The following is a 25,073-nucleotide window of genomic DNA, read 5'->3' as shown; positions in this document are numbered from 1 at the left end:
GCATGCGCAGGCGTTCGTTCCTGGCGCTTCTCGGCGGCGCGCTCGCGCTGTCCGCGTGCGGCTTCCAGTTGCGCGGCCAGCAGGACTATGCGTTCAAGCGGCTCGCGGTGTCGGGCGGCGTGCCGCAGATGGTCGCGCGCCTCGAACGCATGGTGCAGGGCGGCAGCGACACGGTGATCGTCAAGGGTTGGGAAAAGCCCGACGCCACGCTCTTCCTTTCCGAAGGGCAGGGGTTGGGCACGCTGAGCCTGAACTCGCAGGGCGTCGTGCAGGAATACGAGCTGACTTACAACCTGGCTTACTCGCTGATCGGTGCGGACGGCACGGTGCTCATTCCGCAAAGCGTGATCGCGCTGAATCGTGCAATGACCTATAGCGACCAGTACACGCTCGCCAAGTCGCAGGAAGCGACGCTGCTTTACAACGACATGCGCATCGACGCGGTGGATCAGTTGACGCGCCGGCTTGCCGTCGTGCGTTCGCTGCATCCATTGCCGAGCGAGCAGACGCCGGGCATCGCGCCGCGTGCGCCGTTGCCGACGCCGCCGCTCTGATCGCTGGCGGCTATCGGTCTATCGGTCATCATGCAACTGAAGCTCGACGCGCTCGAAGCGCACCTCGCCAAAGGCCTGAAGGGGCTCTACGTCGTGCATGGCGACGAGCACCTGCTCGCGCAGGAAGCGTGCGACCGCATCCGGGCGACGGCGCGTGCCGCCGGCTTCACCGATCGCACGGTGTTCACCGTCGAGCGCGGGTTCGACTGGAGCGCGCTCATCGGCGCCACGCAGTCGATGTCGCTATTCGGTGACCGTCAGCTCATCGAACTGCGCATCCCCACCGGCAAGCCGGGCAAGGAAGGCGCGGAAGCGTTGAAGACGCTCGCCGCCGCCGACAACCCCGACGTCGTCACGCTCGTCACCTTGCCGCGTCTCGATTCGGCGACGCAGAAATCGGCCTGGTTCACGGCGATCAGCGGCGCTGGCGTCGCGCTGAAGATCGATGCGATCGAGCGCGCGCAGTTGCCGATGTGGGTCGGCCAGCGCTTGTCGCAGCAAGGTCAGCGCGTTGCGCCGGGCGAAGAAGGGCGGCGCGCGCTGGTTTTCATCGCGGAGCGAGTCGAGGGCAACCTGCTCGCCGCGCATCAGGAAATCCAGAAGCTTGGCTTTCTCTATCCGCAAGGCGTGCTGAGTTTCGAGCAGATTCACGACGCCGTGCTGAATGTCGCGCGATACGACGTGTTCAAGCTCAACGAGGCGATGCTGACGGGCGACGTCGGCCGCCTGTCGCGCATGCTCGACGGACTCAAGGGCGAGGGCGAGGCGGCGGTGCTCGTGTTGTGGGCGCTAGTCGAAGAAGTGCGGACGCTGTTGCGCATCAAGCGCGGCGTCGCGTCCGGCAAGCCGCTCGCCACGCTTTTGCGCGAAAACCGCGTTTGGGGGCCGCGCGAGCGGTTGATCGGCCCGGCGCTTTCGCGCGTGACGGAAGAGGCGCTGGAAAAGGCGCTGTCGCTGGCGGCGCGGCTGGATCGGCAAGTGAAGGGGCTGTCGGGCAGCGCCGGCAAACGCGGCAGCGAAACGCCGCCCGATCCGTGGGCGGGCATGTTCGAACTGGCGATGGCCGTCGCGCAGGGCGGCCCGCCATCGAAAGCAGCGGCCGCCGCACCGGCGCGACCGCGTCGCTGAAACGCATCACGGCTTAGAATGATTGTTTCAGCGTCCGGCTTTCAACGCACCGGACGCGCCTTCCCATCGCGCTGACGCCACGCTTCAGCGACGCCGCGCCCGGCGCGCGGAACCGGCAGACGGAATGACCCAGATGAACATCGATCAATACATGACCGACCTCGGCCGACGCGCCCGCGTGGCTTCACGCGCGATGGCGCGGGCGTCGACGGCGGCGAAGAACGCGGCGCTCGTCGCAGTCGCGACTGCGATGGAGCGCGAACGCGAGACGCTCAAGGCCGCGAACGCGCGTGACCTCGCGCGCGCTCGCGAGAAGGGCCACGACGCGGCGTTCATCGACCGCCTCACGCTCTCCGACAAGGCGCTGAACACGATGGTCGAAGGCTTGCGGCAAGTCGCGTCGCTGGCCGATCCGATCGGCGAGATCAGCGGGCTGAAGTTTCGGCCGACCGGCATTCAGGTCGGCCAGATGCGCGTGCCGCTGGGCGTGATCGGCATCATCTACGAATCGCGGCCGAACGTGACCATCGACGCCGCGGCGCTCTGCCTCAAATCCGGCAATGCGACGATTCTGCGCGGCGGCTCCGAGGCGCTCGAATGCAACACCGCCCTCGCGAAGCTGATCGGCGAGGGGCTGCAGGCGGCCGGGCTGCCGCAGGACGCGGTGCAGGTCGTCGAGACGGCGGATCGCGCGGCGGTCGGCAAGCTGATCACGATGACCGAATTCGTGGACGTTATCGTGCCGCGCGGCGGCAAGAGCCTCATCGCAAGGCTGATGGAAGAATCGCGCGTGCCGATGATCAAGCATCTCGACGGCATCTGCCACGTGTACGTCGATGACCGCGCGGATCTCGCGAAAGCGGCGGCGATTTGCGACAACGCGAAGACGCATCGCTACGGCACGTGCAACACGATGGAAACGTTGCTGGTCGCGCGGGGTATCGCGAGCGAGGCGCTGCCGTTGCTCGCGCGCGCGTTCCAGACGAAGGACGTCGAATTACGCGTGGACGCCGAATCGCGCGCGGTGCTGGAAGCGGCGCACATCGGCTCGCTCGTGGACGCAACCGAAGCCGACTGGAGCACCGAGTATCTTGCGCCCGTGCTGGCGGTGAAGATCGTTGGCGACATGGACGAAGCGATCGAGCATATCAACGCTTACGGCTCGCATCACACCGACGCGATCGTCACCGAAGACCACGACCGCGCGATGCGTTTCCTCCGCGAAGTCGATTCCGCGAGCGTGATGGTGAACGCATCGACGCGTTTCGCCGATGGCTTCGAGTTCGGGCTCGGCGCGGAAATCGGCATCTCGAACGACAAGCTGCATGCACGCGGGCCGGTCGGCCTCGAAGGGCTGACCTCGCTGAAATATGTCGTGCTGGGCCACGGCGAAGTGCGTCAATAAGGCAAGCGATGCTCTGGATCAAATCGCTGCACATCGTGCTTATCGCGTCGTGGTTTGCGGGGTTGTTCTATCTGCCGCGTATTTTCGTCAATCTGGCGATGGAAAAAGATCCGGCCGCCACCGCCCGTCTGCTGCTCATGGCGAGGAAGCTGTTCCGCTTCATGACGTTCATCGCGGTGCCTGCGCTGGCTTGCGGGCTTTGGCTGTGGCTCGGCGTCGGCATCGGACGAGGGCAAGGCTGGCTGCACGCGAAGCTCGGCATCGTCGTGTTGCTGATCGTCTATCACGCGTATTGCGGGCGCCTGCTGCGGATTTTTCAGCGCCGCGAAAATACGCGCTCGGACAAGTGGTATCGCATGTTCAACGAGCTGCCCGTGCTCGGGCTGCTCGCTGCAACCTTGCTCGTGGTGATCAAGCCTTTCTAAGAGGCGCGTGTTCGGCCTTTTGTTTGTCGACGAGGTCGAGCACCATCTCCCCGAACACTTCCGGACGTCCTTCGAAGAAGCGCTGAACGATGTCCTTCTCGAGCATGTATGCGCAGCGCTTCGGGTTCCTCGTGATTGTTCGCAAGCCTCACTGCGGCATCGACATATTCCTCCGCCGTATCCGCCACTAGCCAGCCGGCATGTAGGCGCGCATGAACATCGCGCCGTCGATGCGCTCGAACACTTCCCGCCCGGTCTTGCAGACGCCCGGCAGCCCGGCCGTGAAGGCATCCACGATGCCGTTCGTGTTGCCAAACGGGAAGGGGTTCGGAAATATGTCCATGTCGTTGAGACCAGGCGTGCCAGGGATTGTCCGTAACTTCGGCAATTGAATGCGCCATTCAACGTCGACGCGCCCTGCGCCCGCTCTACGCTCTCAATCGCCGCCCTTCCAGCACGTCCTTCGCTTCCGCCAGTTTCTCCGCGAGCGCTGGCCCGCGCGCAAGCGCCAATCCGACCGCCAGAATATCGCCGATCGCGAGATGCGAAACGCGCGATGTCATCGGTGAAAAAATGTCGGTGTCTTCATCGACATTTGCGAATAATCCGACCGTCGCCACGCGCGCAAGTGGGGAATTGCCGTGCGTGATCGCGATGACTTTGGCACCGCCGTTCAGCGCCGACTTGCACGCGTCGAGAATGTCTTTCGTGCGCCCGGTGTTCGATATGGCGACGACGACATCACCCGCGCCAAGCAGTGCTGCGGACGTGGTGTAGGTATGCGGATCAGAATATGCGACAGACGGCACGCCCAATCTGAAAAATTTGTGCTGCATGTCGAGCGCGGCGATGCCTGAGCCGCCCGCGCCATAGAACTCGATGCGTCGAGCGTCGGCCAGAATCGCGATTGCGCTCGCGACGCTGTCGGACGACAGACTGTTGCGCACGGCGATCAGCGCGCCGATCGTGCGATCGAGCACCTTGGCCGCAACGCCCGAGGCGGGTTCGTCGGCGCGTACATCGCGATAAACGGTGGGAACATCCGCTGCTACGCTCTGGGCCAGCCGGATCTTGAATTCGCGAAAGCCCGAGAAGCCCAGCGCCTGACAGAAGCGGGCAATAGTCGGCTGGCTGACGCCGGCGCGCACCGCAAAGTCGGTCATCGACAGGTCGAGCACTTCGCGCGGCGCTTCGAGCACGTAGTCGGCCAGTTTGCGCTCGGATGGCCGCAGTTGTTCGCGCATTGCTTCGACTTGGGACAGCAACATCGGAAATCTCGCCTATGCTGAAAATGCTGAGGACTATAGCTGATGATTCGTCTCGTACAAATACTACATGCGCAAGATGTTCAGGCTTAGGGAAATCCCGTAAACCACAGATTCTTCAGCGCTTATTTCAATGCAGGTAGTGGCGAAAGCATCGCTTTTTGCTGTTGTCGGCATGTAGTTTTTCTACTAACATCGAAGGCCTCGGCAACAGGACACAGCAAAGGCCGGACCGCCGTTCCCCACAACGATCATCCAACCTCGACGGCAAGCGCGCCGGGAGTGAGACGAAGGAGCTTCGATGGTTTCCCCGCATACCCAACTCAAGAAAGTGACCGATCGCATCGTCGAGCGCAGCAAGCCGACTCGCGCCGCGTATCTCGCGCGCATCGACGCGGCGCACGGCAAGTTCCCGGCGCGCGGCGCGCTCTCGTGCGCGAATCTGGCTCACGGTTTCGCCGGTCTCGAAGGCCAGGAGAAAATCGCGATCAAGGCGGTGCGCGAGCCGAACATCGGCATCGTTTCGTCTTATAACGAGATGCTCTCGGCTCACGCTCCGTACAAGAACTTCCCGGACATCATCAAGCAGGCGGCGCGCGAGCACGGCGGCATCGCGCAATTCGCGGGCGGCGTGCCGGCCATGTGCGACGGCATCACGCAAGGCAATGCCGGCATGGAACTGTCGCTGTTTTCCCGGGAAGTCATCGCGATGAGCACGGCGGTCGCGCTCACGCACAACATGTTCGATGCGGCGCTGTGCCTCGGCATCTGCGACAAGATCGTCCCGGGCCTCGCCATCGGCGCGCTGCAGTTCGGTCATCTGCCGACCATCTTCGTACCCGCCGGCCCGATGACCAGCGGCATCACCAATGACGAGAAGGCCAAGGTGCGTCAGGAGTTCGCCACCGGAAAATGCGATCGCGGCACGCTTCTCGAAGCGGAAGCGGCGGCGTACCACGGCCACGGCACGTGCACGTTTTACGGCACGGCCAACAGCAATCAGATGTTGATGGAAGTGATGGGCCTGCATCTGCCGAGCGCGGCGTTCGTGCATCCCCACACGCCTTTGCGCGACGCGCTGACCGCCGAGGCCGCGCGCCGCGTGCTGGATATCACGCTGGAGCGCGGCAATTACACGCCGATCGGCCATGTCGTCGATGAAAAGGCGATCGTGAACGGAATCGTTGCGCTGCTTGCAACGGGCGGCTCGACGAACCACACGCTGCACCTCGTGGCGATTGCGCGCGCGGCGGGCATCATCATCGACTGGAATGATTTCGACGAGCTGTCGCAAGTGGTGCCGCTCCTCGCGAAGATCTATCCGAATGGCAAGGCGGACGTGAATCACTTCCATGCGGCGGGTGGCGTCGCGTTTCTGGTGCGCAATCTGCTCGAAGGCGGTCTGCTGCATGAAGACGTGCAGACCGTTGCCGGCAAGGGGCTGTCGCACTACACCAAAGAGCCGAAGCTCATCGACGGCAAGCTGCAGTGGGTCGATGGCGCGCCCGAGAGCCACGACACAAAGGTGCTGCGGGGCATGGGCGAGCCGTTCCAGCCGGACGGCGGCCTGCGTTTGATGCAGGGCAAGCTCGGGCGCGGCGTCATCAAGATTTCGGCGGTTGCGCCGGAGCATCGCGTGGTGAAGGCGCCGGCCATCGTCTTCAACTCGCAGGAAGAAGTGCAGGAAGCGTTCGATCGTGGCCAGCTCAAGCGCGATTTCGTCGCCGTCGTGCGCTTTCAAGGCGCGCGGGCCAACGGCATGCCTGAGTTGCACCGTTTGACGCCGCTGCTCGGCGTGTTGCAGGATCAGGGCTTTCACGTCGCGCTGGTGACCGATGGCCGCATGTCGGGCGCGTCGGGCAAGGTGCCTGCCGTCATCCATGTGTCGCCCGAGGCGCTCTTGCAAGGACCGCTCGGCAAAGTGCGCACGGGCGACATGCTCGTGATCGATGCGCCCGCCGGCGTTCTGGATATCGAGGTCGACGCTTCAGAATGGGACTCGCGCGAAGTGGAAGCGCCGCTGCATCAGGCCGAGAACGAAGCAGGGTTCGGGCGGGAGCTGTTCGGCGTGTTCCGAAGTGCGGCGCTGCCGGCGGAAGAGGGCGCATCGGTGTTCGGCGCGCTGATCGGCGCGGCTGCCCCTCACGCCGGGAAGGCGGACGGCGCAGGATCTTCCTCGGCGCGCAGCCCGCTGTCGGACAACGCGAAAGCGGCTGCATCGGCGCTTAACAAGGCGCACGCCACGCATCACTGATCATTCTGCCGCTCGAACCTGAGAGAAACCCGCGGATCGCCGCCGTTGGCGCCGCATAAAAACGAGGAGTCGCATCACATGAAAACGGTAAGCGAAATCGTGCGTCTGGGACCGGTGATTCCGGTGCTCGCATTCGAATCGGTCGAGCAGGGCGAACACGTGTCGCGCGCGCTGCATGCGGGCGGCGTCAAGGTGCTGGAAATCACGCTGCGCACGCAGGCGGGCATCGCCGCTATCCAACGCGCGAGTCAACTGGCGGACGATATCGTGGTCGGTGTCGGCACGATCACCAAACCCGAGCATTGCGCGCAGGCGAAGAAGGCGGGCGCGCAGTTCGGCGTGTCGCCGGGCCTGACAAAGGACATGCACAAGGCCGCGCAGGACGCCGGCTTGCCACTTCTGCCTGGCGTGATGACGCCGAGCGACATCATCACTGCGATGGAACTGGGTTACGAGATCGTCAAGTTCTTCCCGGCGCAGCAAGCGGGCGGCATTCCGATGCTGCAAGCGTTCTACGGTCCGTTCCCGAATCTGAAATTCTGTCCGACCGGCGGAATTACCGCCGAGACCGCGACCAACTTCCTGGCACAGCCGAACGTGGTCTGCGTTGGCGGATCGTGGCTGACGCCGAAGGCCGCGCTCGCTGCGCAGAACTGGGAGGAGGTCACGCGCCTCGCGCGTGCCGCAAGCGAACTGGCGCCGCAACACTAAGCGATTTCTCCTGAAGGCGCGCGAGACTGCGAGAGCGGTTTCGCGCGCCTTTTTCGTTTCGGTCCGGCCTTCCGTGCCCGGCCATCTGGCATCTGCCATCTGCCGACCTATCGCGCGCACCTGCCGATCTAGCGCGAGCCAATTGTCCTATCTCAAATCGATCTGTTCATTTGTGAATCGGTTAATACAGCTTTCGGCTTGAACGCGACTAGGACGCTTATCGGTTTTTGAGCATGGCACAAGACGACTCTCATTAATCCGGGATCTACTGGGAGTCCCAAAAGTTTTTATATATATTCAGGGTCAGAATTTCTTCTATTGTTAATTGCGGAAGCAAGTCAATACGGAAGTCTCGGCGTTCTCCTACCGTTCTTCCGCATTTCGCACCTATTGCTCAATGTCCGCTGCAGGCGCTGTCCGACGTTGCATCGTGCCGCCCGTAGTGATCGCAGTAGTCGCGTAACCTCTTTTCAAAAAGCGTAATTTCGTATTTTTAGGATGTTCATTCAATGACCATTCGAGTCGGAATTTCCGTCGTCACGCATCAAGGCCAAAACATCTGGCAAAACGGCCTGGGCCAGAACGTGATCTTTCTTGCGGAGGCGCTGCAGAAGCTTCCATTCGTAGAGAGCGTTGCACTGATCGACGTCGGCGACCAGAACGCGTTGCCGCCGCAAGTGGACGCGGCTTCGAAGGGCTTGCGCATTATGCGCATCCCGGACGCGACCGATAACGTGGACGTCATCTTCGAAATGGGCGGCGCGCTGGATACGCAATGGCTCGACCTGATGCGTGCACGCGGCAAGAAGGTTGCGTATTACTGTTGCGGTCAGCCGTATGTTGGCCTGACCGAGTCTGCGGTCTTCGACAAGCCGGTGCATTTCATGCGTCCGGACCGTTACGACGAAGTCTGGCTCATGTCGAAAGATCGGCTGTCGGTCCCGATGATGCGCACCCTGCATCGCTGCCCGGTTCATCTGATTCCGTTCATCTGGCATCCGCAGTTTCTCGAAAAGCGCATCGCGGAAGTGCAAGAGCACAACTTGCGTTTTGGCTACGAGCGCCGCACGGGCCAGCCGAATCAGCCGGATCAGCCGGCCATTCAGCCGCAAGGTTTCCGCGTTTCGATATACGAGCCGAATATCTCGGTGGTGAAAACATCGAGCATTCCGATGCTCGTGTGCGAGGAAGCCTATCGCGCCGATCCGTTGAGCGTCTCCGCCATGCACGTGCTCAACACGATGCACATGAAGGACCATCCGACCCTCACGTACATGGCCAACTCGCTGAACATCGTAAAGGACTCGAAGGCGACGTTCCACGGCCGCAACGACATCGCCGGCTTCATGGCGCAGTACTCGGACGCCGTGGTGTCGCACCAGTGGGGCAACGATCAGAACTATCTGTATCTGGACGTGCTGTATGGCGGCTATCCGCTCATACACAACTCGCCGTGGCTAAAGGATGCCGGTTACTACTATCCCGGCTTCGATGCGCAAGAGGGCGGCCGCCAGTTGCTGCGCGCGTTCCGCGAGCACGACGCCGCGCTCGATGACTATCGCGCGCGAGCGCAGCGCGTAATCGATGCGGTCGATCCGTTCAATCAAGTGAACCTCAACGCTTTCGCGGACCGATTGATCAACCTCTGTCGTGGAACCGAGCTCAAAGTAGGCGCATGAACATGGAAAGCTCATCCCGCATGCCGGAGCGGATCAACGTCGGCGTTTCCATCTTCATCCGCAAGGGCGAGCAATCGCTCTGGGAAAACGGAATCTTCCAGAATTGCTTGTACCTCGTGATGCTGCTCATGCGCTCGCCCCGCGTGAAGTCGACGTACCTCGTTACGGGCGGCGGCGACGGCGGTCCTGAAGACGCCAAGCGTTTTCTCTCGGATTCCCCGGTGCCGCTCATCGACATGGAAACGGCCTTGTCGAAGCTCGACGTGATGATCGAGATGAGTGCGCAGCTCGGCCGCGAATGGTCGGTGAAGTTCCGCGAGCGGGGCGGCAAGATCATTACGATGCGCGTCGGCAATGATTACGTCATCGATGTCGAGCGCATGGTGTTCAACCTTCAGCACGCGATGCTGATTACGGGCTCGCCTTATGACGAAGTCTGGACGTTGCCGGAATACGAAGTCAGCTGCAAGCCGTACTTCGAGACGCTGTTCCGTGCGCCGGTCAAGCTCATGCCGCACCTGTGGAGTCCGGTCGTGCTCGAGCGGGAAGCGGCGAAGCTGGAGGGCGTCGAGTTCGGGTATCAGCCGGGGCGCCGCCGCTGGCGCGTGGGCATCTTCGAGCCGAACGTCTGCATGGTGAAGACGAGTTATATCCCCATGCTGGCCTGCGAAGCGGCGCATCGCGAAAACCCGGACATGCTGGAACGCGTGTGGGCCTACAACACGTTCAAGCTGAAGGAGCACTCCGCGTTCGCCGCGTTCGCACAAAGCCTCGATTACGTGAAGCACGGCCTCGGCAACTTCGAGGGACGCTTCCCGTTCGCTCATATCGTGCCGCATTCGGTCGATGCGGTCGTGAGCCACCAGTGGGAAAACCCGCAGAACTACGTCTACTACGAAGCGCTTCACGGCGGTTATCCGCTGATTCACAACTCGCATTTGATTGGCGATTGCGGTTATCGCTATCACGATTTCGATTGCGAAGAAGGCGGGCGCGCATTGCTTCGCGCGTTCGCGGAGCACGACGCGAACCTCGAGAATTATCGCGCCACGGCAAGGAAATTCCTCCACACGCTCGATCCCGAGAATGAGGACAACGTTCGGGCTTACACAGAAGCGATCGAAGCGGTATTTGCCCGGGCATAGCCCCTTGTCAGCGGATGCGCCGCAAGGCAATGGAGTAACCGGCAATGAAGAAGTTGCGAATTGGCATCACCATCGGTCTCTTTCACGAGGCTGAAACATTGTGGAACAACGGCACCAAGCAGAACGCCGTGTTTCTGGCGGAAGCGCTCAAGAACTGCCCGAACGTTAAAAGCGTCGTGCTCGTCAATACGAACATGTTGCGATCACGAACCGCCGTGGGATCTGGAACGCTGGCCGACGGTGACATTTGAGGCCGCGAAGGACAATGTCGATGTGCTGATTGAACTCGGCGCCAGTTCGATGCGAACGCCACTGAGTACTTCGAGCGACGTGGCGCACGGCTTATCTCGTACTGCTGCGGCTTAGAATACGTCCACGCGATGGAGTCGATCCTGTTCAACAGGCCGGCTTCGACCGACGCGTTCTTCGCTGCTGACGGCAATCCTGTTACCGAAGCGGCCGTGACAAGCGGCAACCACTCGGTGGCCAGTGGCGCGAACGCTGAGGCAACGGGTGAGCAATCCGTGGCTCAGGGCGCAGGAGCAGTGGCGAGCGGTGTCGATTCGGTAGCGATCGGCGTGAACAGACAGGCAACGGCGGACGACTCCATTGCGCTGCGTGCGAGTTCCGTGGCAGACCGCGCAAACACCGTGTCGGTCGGTTCTGCGGGCGGCGAGCGCGAGATTCACCAACGTGAAGGCCGGTACGGAAGGCATGGATCTGGTCACCGTCAGCCAGTTGAACGACGCGGTCGCGGAGTCCAGGAGCTACACGTACAGCGCGCTGAGCGGCATGCAGAGCTCCGTCACGGAAGTGGGCCGCAACGCCTAATCCGGCATCGCCGCGGCTACGCCCTTGGCGATGGTCCCGAACATGGATCAGGACAAGAACGTGTCCGTCGGTGTGGGTGCTGCGACGTATCAGGGGTTATGCGGCAGCGGCGGTCGCGGTGAATCTGCGTGTTACGCAGAACCTGGTGCTGAAGGCCGGCGCGGGTTCGACCCGTAGCGGAACGGTGTATGGCGCAAATGCCTCGTATCGGTGGTAACAGGCGGGTCAGGAGCTAATGCTCCGGACGTCCGGGCGGTCGCATCAGGGGCTGCCCGGACGCCTGCCCTTCATTCGTACGGACTTAGCTGCAACTCACTTGATGTCGAACTTCTTATCGCGGTAATTACCGCTCTCGGGCTCGTGTCGGCTTGCACGACTGACACAGGCATGACTCACACGGCCCAGAAGCTGAACATCGCAGGACAGCAGCAGGCCTATCGCGTTACCTGCTCCGGCCTCGTTGAATCGCAGCAATCGTGCATGGTCAAGGCTGCGGAAATCTGCCAAGGTAGCCAGGTCGTCGCGGTTCAAGCACTGGACGATTCCCGCGTCAGGCAGGGCGGAAGCAGTGCACGTCAGCTCGACTTCGCTTGCAGCAGCGCGGTACGATCCGCGCCGGCGCGTTGACGCGTAATGAATGAAACGAGCCATCGCGGCTCGTGACGTTTCCCCAAACCGACGTTCAATCGAACGTCGGTTTTTTTTGGCCTTAGCCCCGCCTCTGCGTCGTAGGCATACACGGCAACCCGCGTTAGGCTGCTTGAAGCAGTCATTTCGCGCGCTTACAAGTAGAATTCCGTTGCCCAGCGCCCGTCATCGCTTTGTCGGACACCGCTTTTGAATGCGGTGCAGCAACGGCGAACGCATTAAAGCGCGAATAACCTCAACAAAATCAAGGAGGCGTCATGCCAGCCGTCCACGGGAGCATGCTGCTGCTCTACGCAGTCGTCGCAATCGCGGTTCTGATCCTGATGATCACCCGCTACAAGGTTTATCCGTTCCTCGTCCTTTTGATCGTTTCCCTGCTGCTTGGCCTTGCGGTCGGCATGCCGATGGACAAGATCGTCAAGGCATTCGAAACCGGCAACGGCAACACGCTCGGACACATCGCCGTGGTCGTCGGTTTGGGGACGATGCTCGGCAAAATGATGGCCGAATCCGGCGGGGCCGAGCGCATCGCCAATACGCTCATCAACCTGTTCGGTGAGAAGAACATTCATTGGGCGATGATGGTCGTCGCCATCATCGTCGGCTTGCCGGTGTTCTTCGAAGTCGGCTTCGTGCTGCTGATCCCGATCGCTTTCAATGTCGCGCGCCGCACCGGCAAGTCGCTGCTCGTGATCGGTTTGCCTATGGTCGCCGGTCTGTCGGTCGTGCACGGCCTGATTCCGCCGCACCCTGCGGCGCTGCTCGCGGTGCAGGCGTATCACGCGGATATCGGCAAGACGATCGCCTATGGATTGATCATTGGTGTGCCGACGGCCATCGTCGCGGGGCCGCTGTTTGCATTGCTGATTCACCGATACATCAAGCTCCCCGACGCTAACGCGCTCGCCGACCAGTTCGTGCAGAAGCACGGCGACAGCGCGTCGAAGCGCGAACTGCCGAGCTTCGGCATCACGCTGTTCACGATCCTGCTGCCGGTTATCCTGATGCTGGTCGGAAGCTGGGCCGACCTCGTTTTCACGCCGAAGACGCTGCCGAACGATCTGCTGCGCTTCATCGGGCAATCGGATATCGCGCTGCTGATCGCGGTGCTGGTGAGCTTCTGGACCTTCGGCGCGAAGCAGGGCTTCAACCGCGAGCAGATTCAGAAGTTCTGCGGCGACTGCCTGGCGCCGATCGCCGGCATTACGCTGATCGTCGGTGCGGGTGGCGGCTTCGGACAGGTGTTGCGTGACAGCGGCATTTCGCAGCAGATCGTCGCGACCGCGACACAAGCGAGCCTGTCGCCGCTGTTGCTCGGCTGGTTCGTCGCCGCGCTGATCCGTCTGGCAACCGGCTCGGCCACGGTCGCGATGACGACCGCGTGCGGCATCGTCGCGCCGATCGCGCAGGCGGCGGGCGGTCATGTCAGTCCGGAACTGCTCGTGCTCGCGACCGGCTCCGGCTCGCTGATTTTCTCGCACGTGAACGATGGCGGCTTCTGGCTGATCAAGGAATACTTCGGGATGACGGTGGGGCAGACGTTCAAGACATGGTCGCTGCTGGAGACCATCATCTCGCTCATGGGGCTGGGTTTGACCCTCGCGCTCGCGACGGTCGTGTAAGGAGACTTCGATGATTCTGATCGCGATGGGCGTCTCGGGCGCCGGCAAATCCCTGATCGGCGAACTGCTGGCGGAACGCCTGAATTGTCCGTTCACCGACGGCGACGCCTTTCACAGCGCCGCGAACAAGGAGAAGATGCATCACGGCATCCCTCTGACCGATGAAGACCGCTGGCCGTGGCTCAAGACGATCCGCGCGGCGATCGAAGAGAAGCAGCGAGCGGGCGAGACGGCTGTTTTCACCTGCTCGTCGCTCAAGCGCTCGTACCGCGACGTGCTGCGTGCCGGCGATAAGGACGTGTGTTTCGTCTATCTGAAAGGCTCGATGGAAGTGCTGCGCGAACGCCTTGGCCACCGCACCGGCCATTTCTTCGATCCGTCGCTGCTGCAGAGCCAGCTCGACACGCTCGAGGAGCCGGGCGAGGACGAGGCGGTCACGGAGAGCATCGAGCTGCCGCCCGAGCAGATCGTCGATAACGTGATGGAAAAGTTGAAGACGCGATAGAAAACGAAAAGCCCCGAGAAATCGGGGCTTTTTTGTGCGTCACGCGGCGTTGAAACGCATTCAGGCGATGCGCTTCGCCAGTTCGACCGCCTTGCCAATATACGTCGCCGGCGTCATGTCGAGCAGCAACTGTTTCGCATCGGCCGGAATGGCGAGGCCATTGATGAACGACTGCAGCGCATCACGCGTGATGCCCTTGCCGCGCGTCAGTTCCTTCAATTGCTCGTACGGATTCTCGATGCCATAACGGCGCATCACCGTCTGAACCGGCTCGGCGAGCACTTCCCAGCAATTGTCGAGATCTTCGTTCAGACGCGCCGCGTTCACTTCCAGCTTGTCCAGACCGCGGATCAGCGCGTCGTAGGCGAGCAGCGAATAGCCGAACGCCACGCCGATGTTGCGCAGCACGGTCGAGTCCGTCAGATCGCGCTGCCAGCGCGAAATCGGCAGCTTGTCGGCGAGATGGCGCAGCGTCGCGTTGGCGAGGCCGAGATTGCCTTCCGAGTTTTCGAAGTCGATCGGATTGACCTTGTGCGGCATCGTCGACGAGCCGATTTCTCCCGCCTTCGTGCGCTGCTTGAAGTATCCAAGCGAAATGTAGCCCCACACGTCACGGTCGAGATCGAGCAGGATCGTGTTCGCACGCGCGACCGCATCGAACAGTTCGGCCATGTAGTCGTGCGGCTCGATCTGAATCGTGTACGGATTGAACGTGAGCTTGAGCCGGTTTTCGACGACATCCTTCGAAAACGCTTCCCAGTCGAATTCTGGATACGCCGACAGATGCGCGTTGTAGTTGCCGACCGCGCCGTTCATCTTGCCGAGCAGCGGCACGTTCTCGACGCGCTCGATCGCACGCGACAGACGCGCCGCGACGTTGGCGATTTCCTTGCCGAGCGTCGTCGGGCTGGCGGGCTGGCCGTGCGTGCGCGAGAGCATCGGCTGTTCGGCGTGTGCGTGCGCCAGCTTCACGAGGCGCGCGTGCACCGAACGCAGCGCCGGCAGCATCACGTGTTCACGTGCGCCCGCGAGCATGAGACCGTGCGACGTGTTGTTGATGTCTTCCGACGTACACGCGAAATGGATGAATTCGCTCGCGCGCTCGAGTTCCGGCTGGCCCTTGACCGACTCCTTGAGCCAGTATTCGACCGCCTTCACGTCGTGGTTCGTCACGCGCTCGATATCCTTGATGCGCGCCGCGTCGTGCGCGGTGAAGCGCTCGGCGAGTGCCAGCAGGAACTGCTCGGACGCTTCGGAAAAGCGCGGCACTTCGGCGAAGCCCGCACGCGACAATGCGATCAGCCAGTGAATCTCCACCGTCACGCGATGGCGCATGAAAGCGGCTTCGGAGAGCCAGTCACGCAGTGCTTCGGTCTTGGCGGCGTAACGGCCGTCGAGCGGCGAAAGCGCGGTAAGCGCAAAGAGGGTATCGGGACGGGTATCGGACATGGTGGCGTGTCGGCTGCCGCTTGCGGCTAGGAGGAAAAGACGGAAGAACCGCGCATTTTACCATCGGATGCGTCCCATTCCGGGCCGCCTGGCCGTCAGCGTTGGCGCAGTTCCTGATCGAGCGCCTGAAGTTGCGCCGGCGTGCCGACGTTCTCCCAGCGGCCCGCGTAAAGCTCGCCGGTCGCGCGTCCCTCCGCGATGGTTTCGCGGTAGTAGGGCGTCAGCGCCCGTCGCGTGCCGGGCGCGAGATCGCGGAACATGCGCGTGTCGTACAGGCCGATGTTGCCGAAGGTGTAGCGCGGCTCGCCGTCGAGCGCGAGTGCGCCGTCGATCAGCGCGAAATCGCCTCGCGGATGGAACGGCGGGTTAGGCACCATGACGAGGTGCATGCCTGGCAGTTCGTTGCGAGCGAGCGCGGTGGCGCGATCGCGCAGGGCGGTGTAATCGAAGTCGCAGAACACGTCGCCGCTGACGGCAATGAAGACGCCCGAGCCGAGCAACGGCAGCGCCTGCGCGATGCCGCCCGCCGTCTCCAGCGCCTCGGTTTCCGGCGAATACCGCAACTCGACGCCCCACCGCGAACCATCGCCGAGCGAGGCTTCGATCTTCTCGCCGAGCCAGGCGTGATTGATAACGATAGTCTCGATGCCCGCCGCCGCGAGCCGCTCGATCTGCCACACGATGAGCGGCTTGCCGCCCGCTTCGAGCAGCGGCTTCGGACACGTATCGGTGAGCGGACGCATGCGTTCGCCGCGGCCGGCGGCGAAAATCATCGCCGTCTTGAGACAATGGGTCATGCGGTGACGAAGAATCAGAAGGTATAGCCGACTTCGACGGCGCGGCCATCGAGCGAATCGAGCAGGCGCGCGAACGGCCACAGCGGCGCATAGCGTTCGGCGACCTTGCGCGCATAGCCGATGAAACGCGGCAGGTCCGCCAGATAGCGGGGCTTGCCGTCGCGATAATGAATGCGCGCGAACAGCCCGATGATTTTGATGTGCCGCTGCAGGCCCATCCATTCGAGTTGCCGGTAGAACTCGCCGAAATCGGGATCGACGGGAAGGCCGGCTTTCTTCGCGCGCTCCCAGTAGTACGCGATGCAGTCGAGCTGAAACTCCTCGTCCCAGCTAATGAACGCGTCGCGCACGAGCGAGGCCATGTCGTAGGTGATGGGCCCGTACACCGCGTCCTGAAAGTCGAGCACGCCGGGATTCGGTTCGCACACCATCAGATTGCGCGGCATGAAGTCTCGCAGCATGAACGTCTGCGGCTGCGCGAGTGCGCTTTGCACGAGCAGCGTGAAGGTGTCGTCGAGCGTCTTGCGTTCGTCGGCGGTGACCTCGCGGCCCAGATGGCGGCCGATGAACCACTCGGGCATCAACTCCATCTCGCGACGCAGAAACGCTTCGTCGAACGGCGGCAGGATGCCTTCGCGCGCGGTCTGCTGGAAGCGGATCAGCGCGTCGATGGCCGCGCGCATCAGCGGGCGCGCATTCTTTTCGTCGAGTGCGGAAATATAAGTGGTCATGCCGAGATCGGTGACGAGCATGAAGCCGGCGTCGAAATCGGCTTCGAGAATCTTCGGCACATGCACGCTGGCCGCTTCGAGCAACCCCGCGACCTGCACGAACTCGCGGCATTTTTCGGGCGGCGGCGCATCGACGGCGATCAGCGTATCGCCTTGCTCGCTTTGGCTCGCGAGCCGGAAATAACGGCGGAAACTCGCATCGGCGGAGGCGGGCGCGAGCGTGGCGGTATCGAGCCGGTAGCGGTCGGCGAAGGTTTGAAGCCAGGAACGGAGTTGATCGAGGCGGGTGTCGGCAGGAATGTGCGTCATAAATTCGAGAGGCAAAACATCTTGCCATATAATACCCCACGACTTTTTTAAGCGATCCTAGAGCTATCTGTTCGCGCCTGGCGCCAGGCGCCGACGACCGTGCCGCGTCAACGTTTCACCGAGTGTCGTCCCTGCATGGCCACGGACCGTCGAGTTCGATCACGGCATTGACGCGGGCGAAGCGCGGCCGCTCACTCGGCGGCATCGGGCGCGTGACGCGAAAGGAATCGAACCGCCACCCATACATGCCGCCACGACAGTTTCCCGTATCGAAGATCCAGGGCGATGCTCAGCCACGCAGGCGGCGGCTCGTCGCCGCGTTGCTGTCCGTACCGGGCATGATGCCCGCTCTCGGGCACGCACAGCTCGCTGGCCCCGCCGCCGACGCGCAGCCGCTCGACGGTCCCGGCAGCCTGCGTCTCGCGCCGCAATTGCTCGAGCGTCCGCTGAAAAGCGGCCAGCAGCCGACGACCTTTTTGCTCGGCGACAAGACCACCGGCACGTCCGACGAGGACATGGCCGCGAAGGGCTCGGCCGAAGTGCGCCGCTCGGTCACGGTCATCAAGGGCGACGCGCTTCATTACGATCAGGATACGGACATGGCCGATGCTTTCGGCAATGTCAGGCTGATCAATAACGGCGTGGCGTTCGTCGGGCCGGAAGCGCACCTCAAGGTCGGTTCGAACGAAGGGTTCATGACGAACCCGAAGTATCACTTCAACCTGACGGGCGGCTCGGGCAGCGCGGAACGCATCGATCTGATCGACAACGAGCGCGCGCGGGTGGATCACGGCACGTACACCGCCTGCCAGTGCGAGACGGACCCGTCGTGGTACATCAAGGGTTCGTCGTTCGATTTCGATACCGGTTCGGAAGAGGGCGTCGCCCATAACGGCGTGCTGTTCTTCCAGGGCGTGCCGGTGTTCGCGAGCCCGTGGCTGTCGTTCCCGCTGACAGGCGACCGCCGCAGCGGTCTCCTGCCGCCGACGTTCTCGCTCAGCTCGACGACCGGCTTCGAAGCGACGATCCCGTATTACTTCAACATCGCGCCGAACCGCGATCTCACCATCACACCGCGCATCATGTCGCGGCGCGGCGTGCTGGGCGAGGCGAATTACCGTTATCTGTCGCCCACGTATTCGGGCACGTTCACGATCGACTATCTGCCGAACGATCGCGAGACGCATACGAACCGCTATGCGATCTTCTGGCAGCATCGACAGAACTTCGGTGGCGGTTTCGGCGGCTACGTGAACTACAACAAGGTCTCCGACGATCAATATCCGGAAGACCTCGGCAACGCGTCGAACCAGTTCCTGAACGGCACGCAACTGCTGTATCAGCAGGAAGCCGGGCTCACGTACAACAACGGCCCGTGGTCGGTGCTCGCACGCGAACAACGCTGGCAGACGCTGCAGCCGTCCATTCCGCCGTACGCGCGCGAGCCGCAGCTGAACGTGCAGTACAACAAGTACAACGTCGGCGGCTTCGATTACGGCGCGGAAGCGGATTTCACGCGTTTCACGATCACGCAGGAAGGCGCGACCGACGGTCAGCGCATGTATTTCAACCCGTACCTGAGCTACGGGATCAACGCGCCAGGATACTTCTTCACGCCGAAAGTGCAGTGGCACTTCGCGTCGTATGACCTGAGCCACATCGCGACCGGGCCGGTTGCGGGGCAGCCGCTCACGCCGGTAAACCAGCCGAAGAACTTCACCGAATCGATTCCGACGCTCAGTCTCGACACCGGCCTCGTGTTCGACCGCTCGGTGCGGCTTTTCGGGCAGGACTACATTCAGACGCTGGAGCCGCGGCTTTACTACGTCTATACGCCGTATCGCAATCAGGACTTCGCGCCGATCTTCGATACCGCCGAAGCCGACTTCGGGCTCGCCGAGATCTACACGCCGAATACCTTCGTCGGCAACGACCGGATCGCGGATGCGAACCGTCTGACCGCCGGCCTGACGACGCGCTTCATCAACCCGGCGACGGGCGACGAGCGTGCGCGTTTCGTGATCGCGCAGCAGTACTATTTCACGAGCCAGCGCGTCACGATTTCGCAGGATCAGCCGATCAACGAGGCCAAGCACTCCGACCTGATCGCCGGCGCGGCAATCAAGCTGGGGGCGGGTTTCGCCTCGGAAACGGCGTTCCAATATAATGTCGACAATAACCAGCTCGTGCGTTCGAGCATCGGCTTCGCGTACAGCCCCGCCGCGCGCAAGGTGATCAACGTCGGCTACCGGTACACGCGCTCGAACCAGACCACGCTGGTCAACGAGCCGATCAACCAGCTTCTGGTCTCCGGCGAATGGCCGCTGACGAATCGGCTGTATGCCGTCGCGCGCGTCAACTATGATCTCGCAAGCCACCGTCTCGTCGACGGCCTCGTGGGCTTCCAGTACGATGCCGACTGCTGGGCGTTCGGCTTCGGCGCGCAGCGTTACGCGAACGGTGTGAATACGAGCGGTGAGCCTTCGTCCGGCACGCGCGTGCTTGCGCAGATCACGTTCAAGGGCTTGTCGAGGGTCGACAACGGTCTCGTCAGCGCGTTCCGCGCCAGCGTGCAGGGCTACCAGCCGCCGCCGCCGTCGGCTCCGCCGCTCGCTCGCTACAGCGACTACGAGTAAGGCGCGAAGCAGGCATTCTCTGACAGCATCCCCAATCGCCGCGAGCACACGCGCAAGGCACGAATGGGTCAAGTGTGGATTTGATGGAGTATCTGTGGCAAACATGAAACTGTTTCGATCGACGGCAATGGCCGCCGCCGCGCTGACCGCGGCGCTGATGGTGAGTTCGCCGGCCGGTGCGCAGGCGTTATCGAATCGCAATGTGCAGATCGCGGATTCCGTCGTCGCGGTCGTCAATGACGGCGTGATTACCCAGCGCGAACTGGAAGAGCGCACGAGCCTGATCGCGCAGCGGCTCAAGCAGCAGAACGCGCCGGTCCCGCCCGTCGAACAGATGCGTCAGCAGGTGCTCGACCAGATGGTGCTCGAGCGCATCCAGTTGCAGCGGGCGAAGGAAGACGGCATCGTCATCGACGACGCCACTGTCAACCGCACGCTGCAGCGTCTCGCGCAGCAGAATCAGATGACGCTCGACGTCTATCGCTCGCGGATCGAGGCGCAGGGCGTGCCCTGGGCCGTGTTCATGCGCGACGCGCGCACGGAACTGACGCTTTCGAAGCTGCGCGAGAAGGAAGTCGACAGCAAGGTCACCGTGTCCGATGGCGAAGTGGCGAACTACATCGCCAGCCAGCGCGGGCCGGGCGCGCGCAACGCAAGCGATCTCCACCTCCAGCACATCATGTTCAAGCTGGCTGCGGACGCGTCGGAGTCGGATGTCGCCGCGGTCCAGAGCAAGGCCGACGCCGTGCTCAAGCAGGCGCAGGCGGGCGAAGACTTCGGCAAGCTGGCCAAGCAGAATTCGCAGGATACCGACGCCGCCAAGGGCGGGGATCTCGGTTTCCGCACGCCGGGCTCGTTGCCGGCGGGCATCGTCTCGGCGGTATCGACGCTGCGTCCGGGGCAGGTCGCGCCGACGCTGCTGCGCACCGATGGCGGCTTCGAAATTATCAAGCTCGTCGATCGCCGCGCGAGCCAGGGCACCGCAGCCGATGCGCCCAAGCTCGTGCAGACCCACGTGCGCCATATCCTGCTGCGCGTGTCGGACGGCATGTCGGAAGCGTCAGCGCGTCAGAAGCTGCTCGATATCAAGCAGCAGCTCGCGTCGGGCGGCGACTTCGCCAACTTCGCGCGCACGTATTCGCAGGACGGCTCGGCGTCGCAGGGCGGCGACCTCGGCTGGATCAGCCCGGGCGAAACGGTTCCCGAGTTCGAACGCGCGATGAACAGCCTGCAGGACGGCGCGGTCAGCGATCCGGTGCGCAGCGAGTACGGCTATCACCTGATTCAGGTGCTGAGCCGCCGCGAGGCCGAAGGGTCCGCGACGCAACAGCTCGACATCGCGCGTCAGGCGATCGGCCAGCGCAAGGCTGAACAGGCGTACTCGGACTGGCTGCGTGAACTGCGCGACACCGCCTACGTGCAATACAAGGGCATCGCTGCGCAAGAAGCGCAGCAGTAAGCCCGATGAACACCGCCGCCCACCCGGACGAAACCGCCGCCGTCACCGTCGCCATCACGACGGGCGAGCCGGCGGGCGTCGGTCCGGAACTGACGGCGGTGGCGCTTCGTGAAGCGCAATCGCGCTGGCCGTCGGTGCGCTTCGCCGTGCTCGGCGACCGCGCGCTGCTGCAAGCGCGGGCGGGCGCTGGCTGGCCCGCGAGCGGCGAAGCGGTGCGCATCGAGCATCATGCGCTCGCGGCGCCGGCCGAAGCGGGCAAGCTCGATGCCGCCAACGGGCGCTACGTGCTCGGCTTGCTCGACGCCGCCATCGACGGCGCCGTTGCTGGCCGCTTCGACGCCATCGTCACCGCGCCGCTGCAGAAGAGCACGATCAACGATGCCGGCGTGCCCTTCACCGGTCACACCGAATACCTGGCGGAGCGCACGAACACGCCGCGCGTCGTGATGATGCTCGCGGGCACGGGCGAGCGCCCGCTGCGCGTCGCGCTTGCCACGACGCATCTGCCGCTCAAGGAAGTGTCCGCCGCGATCACCATCGACGGATTGGTCGATACGCTGCGGATCATCGACCATGATTTGCGCGCGCATTTCGGCCTGGCCGCGCCGCGCATCCTGGTCACCGGACTCAATCCGCACGCGGGGGAGAACGGCTATCTCGGTCGCGAGGAAATCGACGTCATCGCGCCCGCGCTCGAACGCGCCCGCGCCCTCGGCATCGATGCGCCCGGGCCGTATCCCGCCGACACGCTGTTTCAGCCGCGCTATCTGAAGGACGCCGATTGCGTGCTCGCCATGTTTCACGATCAGGGCCTGCCCGTGCTGAAGTACGCGACGTTCGGCGAAGGCATCAACGTGACGCTCGGTCTGCCGATCATTCGCACGTCGGTGGATCACGGCACCGCGCTCGATCTTGCCGGCACGGGGCGCGCTGACGCGGGCAGCATGATCGCCGCGATCGACGCCGCCGTCACGATGGCGCGGCACAAGCGCAACGCTTAAAGTCATAGCGGGCGACCGCATCTACCAGACACGTATGTCCACCAAACATCAGGGCCATCTCGCGCGCAAGCGCTTCGGCCAGAACTTTCTCGTCGATCAGGGCGTGATCGATTCCATCGTCGACGTCATCGCGCCGAAGCGCGGCGAGCGCATGGTCGAGATCGGGCCGGGCCTCGCCGCGCTGACCGAACCGCTGATCGCGCGCCTGTCCACGCCGGAGGCGCCGCTGCATTCGGTGGAACTGGACCGCGATCTGATCGGCCGGCTGCAGAAGCGCTTCGGCGACAAGCTGGTCGTGCATTCCGCCGATGCGCTCGACTTCGACTTCGGCGCGCTCGCGCTGGACGGCGATAAACCGACGCTGCGCATCGTCGGCAATCTGCCGTACAACATTTCGAGCCCGCTGCTGTTTCACCTGACGGCGTTCGCGCCGAAGGTCATCGATCAGCACTTCATGCTTCAGGACGAAGTCGTCGAACGCATGATCGCGGAGCCGGCGACCAAGGATTACGGGCGCTTGTCGGTGATGCTGCAATACCGCTACGTGATGGACAAGCTGATCGACGTGCCGCCCGAATCGTTCAATCCGCCGCCGAAAGTGAACTCCGCGATCGTCCGCATGATTCCGTTCGCGCCGCATGAACTGCCGGCCGTGAACGACGCCGTGCTGAGCGATGTCGTCAAGGCTGCGTTCGCGCAGCGCCGCAAGGTGCTGCGCAACAATCTTGCCGCGTATCGCGACAGAATCGACTTCGACGCGCTCGGCTTCGATCTCGCGCGCCGCGCCGAAGAAGTGCCGGTCGCGGAGTTCGTTGCGCTTGCGCAGGCCGTGGAGCGTGCATAGACGCGCTCATCGCGGCCGCCCGGCGCGGGAGGCATCGGCGAGCCGGTTCATCAGCCGGTCCAGCCGCATGCGCTGATTGCGCTGCAAGCCATGCGTCGCGCTGACCTGCTGCACGCGCGTGCGCCAATACGTCTGGCCGAACAGCGAATTCGCGCCTTCAGCCGACAAGACGCGTTCCAGATGAACGATCGCGGCATCGACGTTATGCGTGGTGTAGGGACTTGTCATCGGTAGACCTCGCTCTCGTGTTGATGTTCGATGATTGTCCGTTCGAGCTGGGACACATCGTGTCTCTTAACGATGCCGGTTCGTGCGCGCGATCGAGACGCGAAGTGTCTAGTTCACGTGCAAGCATCGACGTCCGGATGCGTCAAGCGCGACACCAACACTCAAGAGGAAGACAACGCGATGCGCTTCATCCACGCGGCCGACATTCATCTCGACAGCCCGCTGCACGGCCTGTCCGCCTACGCCGACGCGCCCGCCGACATGCTGCGCAACGCGACGCGCGAGGCGTTCTCGAAGCTCGTGTCGATCGCCATCGACGAGCAGGTCGACTTCATGATCATTGCCGGCGATCTCTACGACGGCACCTGGCGCGATCACAACACCGGCATCTTCTTCTGCAAGGAGATGGGCAAGTTGCGCCGGGCGAACATTCCCGTCTACGTCCTCTATGGCAACCACGACGCCGAAAGCGAGATGACGAGCCAGCTTCAATTGCCCGACAACGTTCACACGTTCTCGACGAGGAAGCCGCAGACGTATCGCATCGACGCGCTCAAGGTCGCGCTGCACGGTCACAGCTTCAAGGACAAGGCGGTCACGGCCAATCTCGCGACCGCGTATCCGTCGCCGGTCGACGGCTATTTCAATATCGGCGTGCTGCATACGGCGCTCGAAGGATCGTCGGCGCATGCGAACTACGCGCCGTGCACGGTCGCCGAACTGCATGCGCGCGAATATCACTACTGGGCGCTCGGCCACGTGCATGAATTCGCGATGTGGGATGAAGCGTCGACGATCGTGTTTCCGGGAAACCTGCAAGGGCGCAACATCCGCGAGACGGGAAGGCGCGGCGCGGTGATCGTCAACGTGTCGGAGTCGGACGAAGTGAGCGTCGAGCGGCTTTTCATCGACGTGTTGCGCTGGGAGTCCGTCACCGTCGATGCAGCCGGCCTCGCCACGCTCGATGAAGTCGCGCGCGCGGCCGGGCGTGCGCTCGAAGCGCTGATCGAACGCGCCGAGCGGCCCGTGCCCCATGCGGTGCGCGTGACGATCACCGGCGCGACGAAGGCGCACGGCGAACTCTTCGCGAACGCGACGCAACTGCGCGCCGAAGTGCTCGCGCAGATCGCGGCGATCAGCCATGACTCGCTGTGGCTGGAAAAAGTGAAAGTGACGACGCAGCCGATTGCGCGCGACCTCGCCGCATCGCGGCTCGACGGCGCCGCCGATGCGCTCGCGGATCTCCACGGCCTGCTGATCGAAGCCGAATCCGATCCCGAATTTCTCGCGTTGCTGAAAGAGCGGCTCATCACCCTGGCATCGCAGGCGCCGGCTGAATTGCAGAAGTCCGTGCCGGAACTCGAATACGTGCGCGACGGCGATCTGGCAAAGCTCGTGAGCGAAGTGCGCTCCGGTCTTATCGCGCAACTTGCGGACGCGGAGTGAC

23 protein-coding genes and 1 pseudogene are annotated in these 25,073 nt (G+C 63.1%); 17 read left to right on the top strand and 7 right to left on the bottom strand.

The window, feature by feature from the left end; translation table 11 throughout:
- The first annotated feature begins 2 nt into the window (after positions 1-2).
- The 4 genes from lptE (at position 3) to AB6804_RS19875 (ending at position 3,512) form a co-directional block, all read left to right on the top strand.
- Positions 3-554: an LPS assembly lipoprotein LptE gene (gene lptE / locus AB6804_RS19890; protein WP_370887907.1), complete on the top strand. Its 552-nt coding sequence runs from the start codon at positions 3-5 to the stop codon at positions 552-554.
- A 30-nt stretch (positions 555-584) separates the two neighbouring features.
- Positions 585-1,682, top strand: a complete 1,098-nt coding sequence (gene holA, locus AB6804_RS19885; RefSeq protein WP_370887906.1) for a DNA polymerase III subunit delta — start codon at positions 585-587, stop codon at positions 1,680-1,682.
- A gap of 133 nt (positions 1,683-1,815) precedes the next feature.
- Complete coding sequence (locus tag AB6804_RS19880; RefSeq protein ID WP_370887905.1) at positions 1,816-3,087, top strand: glutamate-5-semialdehyde dehydrogenase; 1,272 nt, start codon at positions 1,816-1,818, stop codon at positions 3,085-3,087.
- 8 nt (positions 3,088-3,095) lie between these two features.
- Entirely contained in the window at positions 3,096-3,512 is a 417-nt protein-coding gene (locus tag AB6804_RS19875) for a CopD family protein (protein ID WP_370887904.1), read from the top strand.
- Positions 3,513-3,699: 187 nt separating this feature from the next.
- Here the strand turns inward: AB6804_RS19875 and AB6804_RS19870 are convergent, their stop codons facing one another.
- Positions 3,700-3,855 carry a hypothetical protein gene (locus tag AB6804_RS19870; RefSeq protein WP_370887903.1) on the bottom strand — a complete coding sequence of 52 codons (156 nt, stop codon included), beginning with the start codon at positions 3,853-3,855 and terminating at the stop codon, positions 3,700-3,702.
- Between the two features lie 85 nt (positions 3,856-3,940).
- Positions 3,941-4,780: a MurR/RpiR family transcriptional regulator gene (locus tag AB6804_RS19865; protein ID WP_370887902.1), complete on the bottom strand. Its 840-nt coding sequence runs from the start codon at positions 4,778-4,780 to the stop codon at positions 3,941-3,943.
- Positions 4,781-5,078: 298 nt separating this feature from the next.
- Between AB6804_RS19865 and edd the strand changes: the two genes are divergently transcribed.
- The 6 genes and pseudogenes from edd to AB6804_RS19835 all read left to right on the top strand — a co-directional run bounded on the left by edd (position 5,079) and on the right by AB6804_RS19835 (position 11,614).
- On the top strand, positions 5,079-7,031 hold the full coding sequence (gene edd, locus AB6804_RS19860; RefSeq protein WP_370887901.1) for a phosphogluconate dehydratase: 1,953 nt from the start codon (positions 5,079-5,081) through the stop codon (positions 7,029-7,031).
- Positions 7,032-7,109: 78 nt separating this feature from the next.
- The gene (gene eda, locus AB6804_RS19855; protein WP_370887900.1) at positions 7,110-7,742 is read left to right on the top strand and encodes a bifunctional 4-hydroxy-2-oxoglutarate aldolase/2-dehydro-3-deoxy-phosphogluconate aldolase; all 633 of its coding nucleotides are present in this window, start codon (positions 7,110-7,112) and stop codon (positions 7,740-7,742) included.
- A 509-nt stretch (positions 7,743-8,251) separates the two neighbouring features.
- On the top strand, positions 8,252-9,421 hold the full coding sequence (locus AB6804_RS19850; RefSeq protein WP_370887899.1) for a DUF2827 domain-containing protein: 1,170 nt from the start codon (positions 8,252-8,254) through the stop codon (positions 9,419-9,421).
- Positions 9,418-10,566 (top strand): DUF2827 domain-containing protein, encoded by a 1,149-nt coding sequence (locus AB6804_RS19845; protein WP_370887898.1) that lies wholly within the window; start codon positions 9,418-9,420, stop codon positions 10,564-10,566. The genes AB6804_RS19850 and AB6804_RS19845 overlap by 4 nt, the downstream gene beginning before the upstream one ends.
- Before the next feature lie 44 nt (positions 10,567-10,610).
- Positions 10,611-11,138, top strand: a pseudogene (locus tag AB6804_RS19840) (DUF2827 family protein); the annotation flags it as partial.
- Positions 11,139-11,467: 329 nt separating this feature from the next.
- On the top strand, positions 11,468-11,614 hold the full coding sequence (locus AB6804_RS19835; protein ID WP_370887897.1) for a YadA-like family protein: 147 nt from the start codon (positions 11,468-11,470) through the stop codon (positions 11,612-11,614).
- A gap of 95 nt (positions 11,615-11,709) precedes the next feature.
- On the opposite strand, the gene AB6804_RS19830 is transcribed toward AB6804_RS19835, so the two are convergent.
- Complete coding sequence (locus AB6804_RS19830) at positions 11,710-12,048, bottom strand: hypothetical protein (RefSeq protein WP_370887896.1); 339 nt, start codon at positions 12,046-12,048, stop codon at positions 11,710-11,712.
- A gap of 254 nt (positions 12,049-12,302) precedes the next feature.
- Between AB6804_RS19830 and AB6804_RS19825 the strand changes: the two genes are divergently transcribed.
- A complete protein-coding gene (locus AB6804_RS19825) occupies positions 12,303-13,667 on the top strand; it encodes a GntP family permease (protein WP_370887895.1) in 1,365 nt (454 codons plus the stop codon).
- 10 nt (positions 13,668-13,677) lie between these two features.
- Positions 13,678-14,172, top strand: coding sequence for a gluconokinase (locus AB6804_RS19820; protein WP_370887894.1), 495 nt, complete (start codon positions 13,678-13,680; stop codon positions 14,170-14,172).
- Positions 14,173-14,232: 60 nt separating this feature from the next.
- Here AB6804_RS19820 and purB read toward each other — a convergent pair whose 3' ends face one another.
- The 3 genes from purB to AB6804_RS19805 form a co-directional block, all read right to left on the bottom strand.
- Positions 14,233-15,621, bottom strand: a complete 1,389-nt coding sequence (purB, locus tag AB6804_RS19815; protein WP_370887893.1) for an adenylosuccinate lyase — start codon at positions 15,619-15,621, stop codon at positions 14,233-14,235.
- Positions 15,622-15,716: 95 nt separating this feature from the next.
- Positions 15,717-16,418: an N-acetylmuramate alpha-1-phosphate uridylyltransferase MurU gene (murU, locus tag AB6804_RS19810; RefSeq protein WP_370887892.1), complete on the bottom strand. Its 702-nt coding sequence runs from the start codon at positions 16,416-16,418 to the stop codon at positions 15,717-15,719.
- A gap of 14 nt (positions 16,419-16,432) precedes the next feature.
- Complete coding sequence (locus AB6804_RS19805) at positions 16,433-17,458, bottom strand: aminoglycoside phosphotransferase family protein (RefSeq protein ID WP_370887891.1); 1,026 nt, start codon at positions 17,456-17,458, stop codon at positions 16,433-16,435.
- Positions 17,459-17,703: 245 nt separating this feature from the next.
- On the opposite strand from AB6804_RS19805, the gene AB6804_RS19800 reads away from it, so the two are divergent.
- From AB6804_RS19800 to rsmA, 4 genes are all read left to right on the top strand, one after another.
- Entirely contained in the window at positions 17,704-20,094 is a 2,391-nt protein-coding gene (locus AB6804_RS19800) for an LPS-assembly protein LptD (RefSeq protein ID WP_370887972.1), read from the top strand.
- A 103-nt stretch (positions 20,095-20,197) separates the two neighbouring features.
- Positions 20,198-21,553 carry a peptidylprolyl isomerase gene (locus AB6804_RS19795; protein ID WP_244794098.1) on the top strand — a complete coding sequence of 452 codons (1,356 nt, stop codon included), beginning with the start codon at positions 20,198-20,200 and terminating at the stop codon, positions 21,551-21,553.
- Between the two features lie 5 nt (positions 21,554-21,558).
- Entirely contained in the window at positions 21,559-22,554 is a 996-nt protein-coding gene (pdxA, locus tag AB6804_RS19790; protein ID WP_370887890.1) for a 4-hydroxythreonine-4-phosphate dehydrogenase PdxA, read from the top strand.
- Between the two features lie 34 nt (positions 22,555-22,588).
- Positions 22,589-23,398, top strand: a complete 810-nt coding sequence (rsmA, locus tag AB6804_RS19785) for a 16S rRNA (adenine(1518)-N(6)/adenine(1519)-N(6))-dimethyltransferase RsmA (protein WP_370887889.1) — start codon at positions 22,589-22,591, stop codon at positions 23,396-23,398.
- A gap of 6 nt (positions 23,399-23,404) precedes the next feature.
- On the opposite strand, the gene AB6804_RS19780 is transcribed toward rsmA, so the two are convergent.
- Positions 23,405-23,626: a hypothetical protein gene (locus AB6804_RS19780; RefSeq protein WP_370887888.1), complete on the bottom strand. Its 222-nt coding sequence runs from the start codon at positions 23,624-23,626 to the stop codon at positions 23,405-23,407.
- Positions 23,627-23,806: 180 nt separating this feature from the next.
- On the opposite strand from AB6804_RS19780, the gene AB6804_RS19775 reads away from it, so the two are divergent.
- A complete protein-coding gene (locus AB6804_RS19775) occupies positions 23,807-25,072 on the top strand; it encodes an exonuclease SbcCD subunit D (RefSeq protein ID WP_370887887.1) in 1,266 nt (421 codons plus the stop codon).
- Position 25,073 lies beyond the last annotated feature (1 nt).

The organism is Caballeronia sp. RCC_10 (assembly GCF_041360715.1).
Lineage (GTDB): Bacteria > Pseudomonadota > Gammaproteobacteria > Burkholderiales > Burkholderiaceae > Caballeronia > Caballeronia grimmiae.
Note: the sequence above shows the minus strand (reverse complement) of the source record. Positions and strands in the feature narration are given on the sequence as shown.

Coding starts and splice junctions, on each gene's coding strand:
- lptE (WP_370887907.1), top strand. CDS start 3: ATGCGCAGGCGTTCGTTCCTGGCGCTTCTCGGCGGCGCGCTCGCGCTG.
- holA (WP_370887906.1), top strand. CDS start 585: ATGCAACTGAAGCTCGACGCGCTCGAAGCGCACCTCGCCAAAGGCCTG.
- AB6804_RS19880 (WP_370887905.1), top strand. CDS start 1,816: ATGAACATCGATCAATACATGACCGACCTCGGCCGACGCGCCCGCGTG.
- AB6804_RS19875 (WP_370887904.1), top strand. CDS start 3,096: ATGCTCTGGATCAAATCGCTGCACATCGTGCTTATCGCGTCGTGGTTT.
- AB6804_RS19870 (WP_370887903.1), bottom strand. CDS start 3,855: ATGGACATATTTCCGAACCCCTTCCCGTTTGGCAACACGAACGGCATC.
- AB6804_RS19865 (WP_370887902.1), bottom strand. CDS start 4,780: ATGTTGCTGTCCCAAGTCGAAGCAATGCGCGAACAACTGCGGCCATCC.
- edd (WP_370887901.1), top strand. CDS start 5,079: ATGGTTTCCCCGCATACCCAACTCAAGAAAGTGACCGATCGCATCGTC.
- eda (WP_370887900.1), top strand. CDS start 7,110: ATGAAAACGGTAAGCGAAATCGTGCGTCTGGGACCGGTGATTCCGGTG.
- AB6804_RS19850 (WP_370887899.1), top strand. CDS start 8,252: ATGACCATTCGAGTCGGAATTTCCGTCGTCACGCATCAAGGCCAAAAC.
- AB6804_RS19845 (WP_370887898.1), top strand. CDS start 9,418: ATGAACATGGAAAGCTCATCCCGCATGCCGGAGCGGATCAACGTCGGC.
- AB6804_RS19830 (WP_370887896.1), bottom strand. CDS start 12,048: ATGGCTCGTTTCATTCATTACGCGTCAACGCGCCGGCGCGGATCGTAC.
- AB6804_RS19825 (WP_370887895.1), top strand. CDS start 12,303: ATGCCAGCCGTCCACGGGAGCATGCTGCTGCTCTACGCAGTCGTCGCA.
- AB6804_RS19820 (WP_370887894.1), top strand. CDS start 13,678: ATGATTCTGATCGCGATGGGCGTCTCGGGCGCCGGCAAATCCCTGATC.
- purB (WP_370887893.1), bottom strand. CDS start 15,621: ATGTCCGATACCCGTCCCGATACCCTCTTTGCGCTTACCGCGCTTTCG.
- murU (WP_370887892.1), bottom strand. CDS start 16,418: ATGACCCATTGTCTCAAGACGGCGATGATTTTCGCCGCCGGCCGCGGC.
- AB6804_RS19805 (WP_370887891.1), bottom strand. CDS start 17,458: ATGACGCACATTCCTGCCGACACCCGCCTCGATCAACTCCGTTCCTGG.
- AB6804_RS19800 (WP_370887972.1), top strand. CDS start 17,704: ATGCCGCCACGACAGTTTCCCGTATCGAAGATCCAGGGCGATGCTCAG.
- AB6804_RS19795 (WP_244794098.1), top strand. CDS start 20,198: ATGAAACTGTTTCGATCGACGGCAATGGCCGCCGCCGCGCTGACCGCG.
- pdxA (WP_370887890.1), top strand. CDS start 21,559: ATGAACACCGCCGCCCACCCGGACGAAACCGCCGCCGTCACCGTCGCC.
- rsmA (WP_370887889.1), top strand. CDS start 22,589: ATGTCCACCAAACATCAGGGCCATCTCGCGCGCAAGCGCTTCGGCCAG.
- AB6804_RS19780 (WP_370887888.1), bottom strand. CDS start 23,626: ATGACAAGTCCCTACACCACGCATAACGTCGATGCCGCGATCGTTCAT.
- AB6804_RS19775 (WP_370887887.1), top strand. CDS start 23,807: ATGCGCTTCATCCACGCGGCCGACATTCATCTCGACAGCCCGCTGCAC.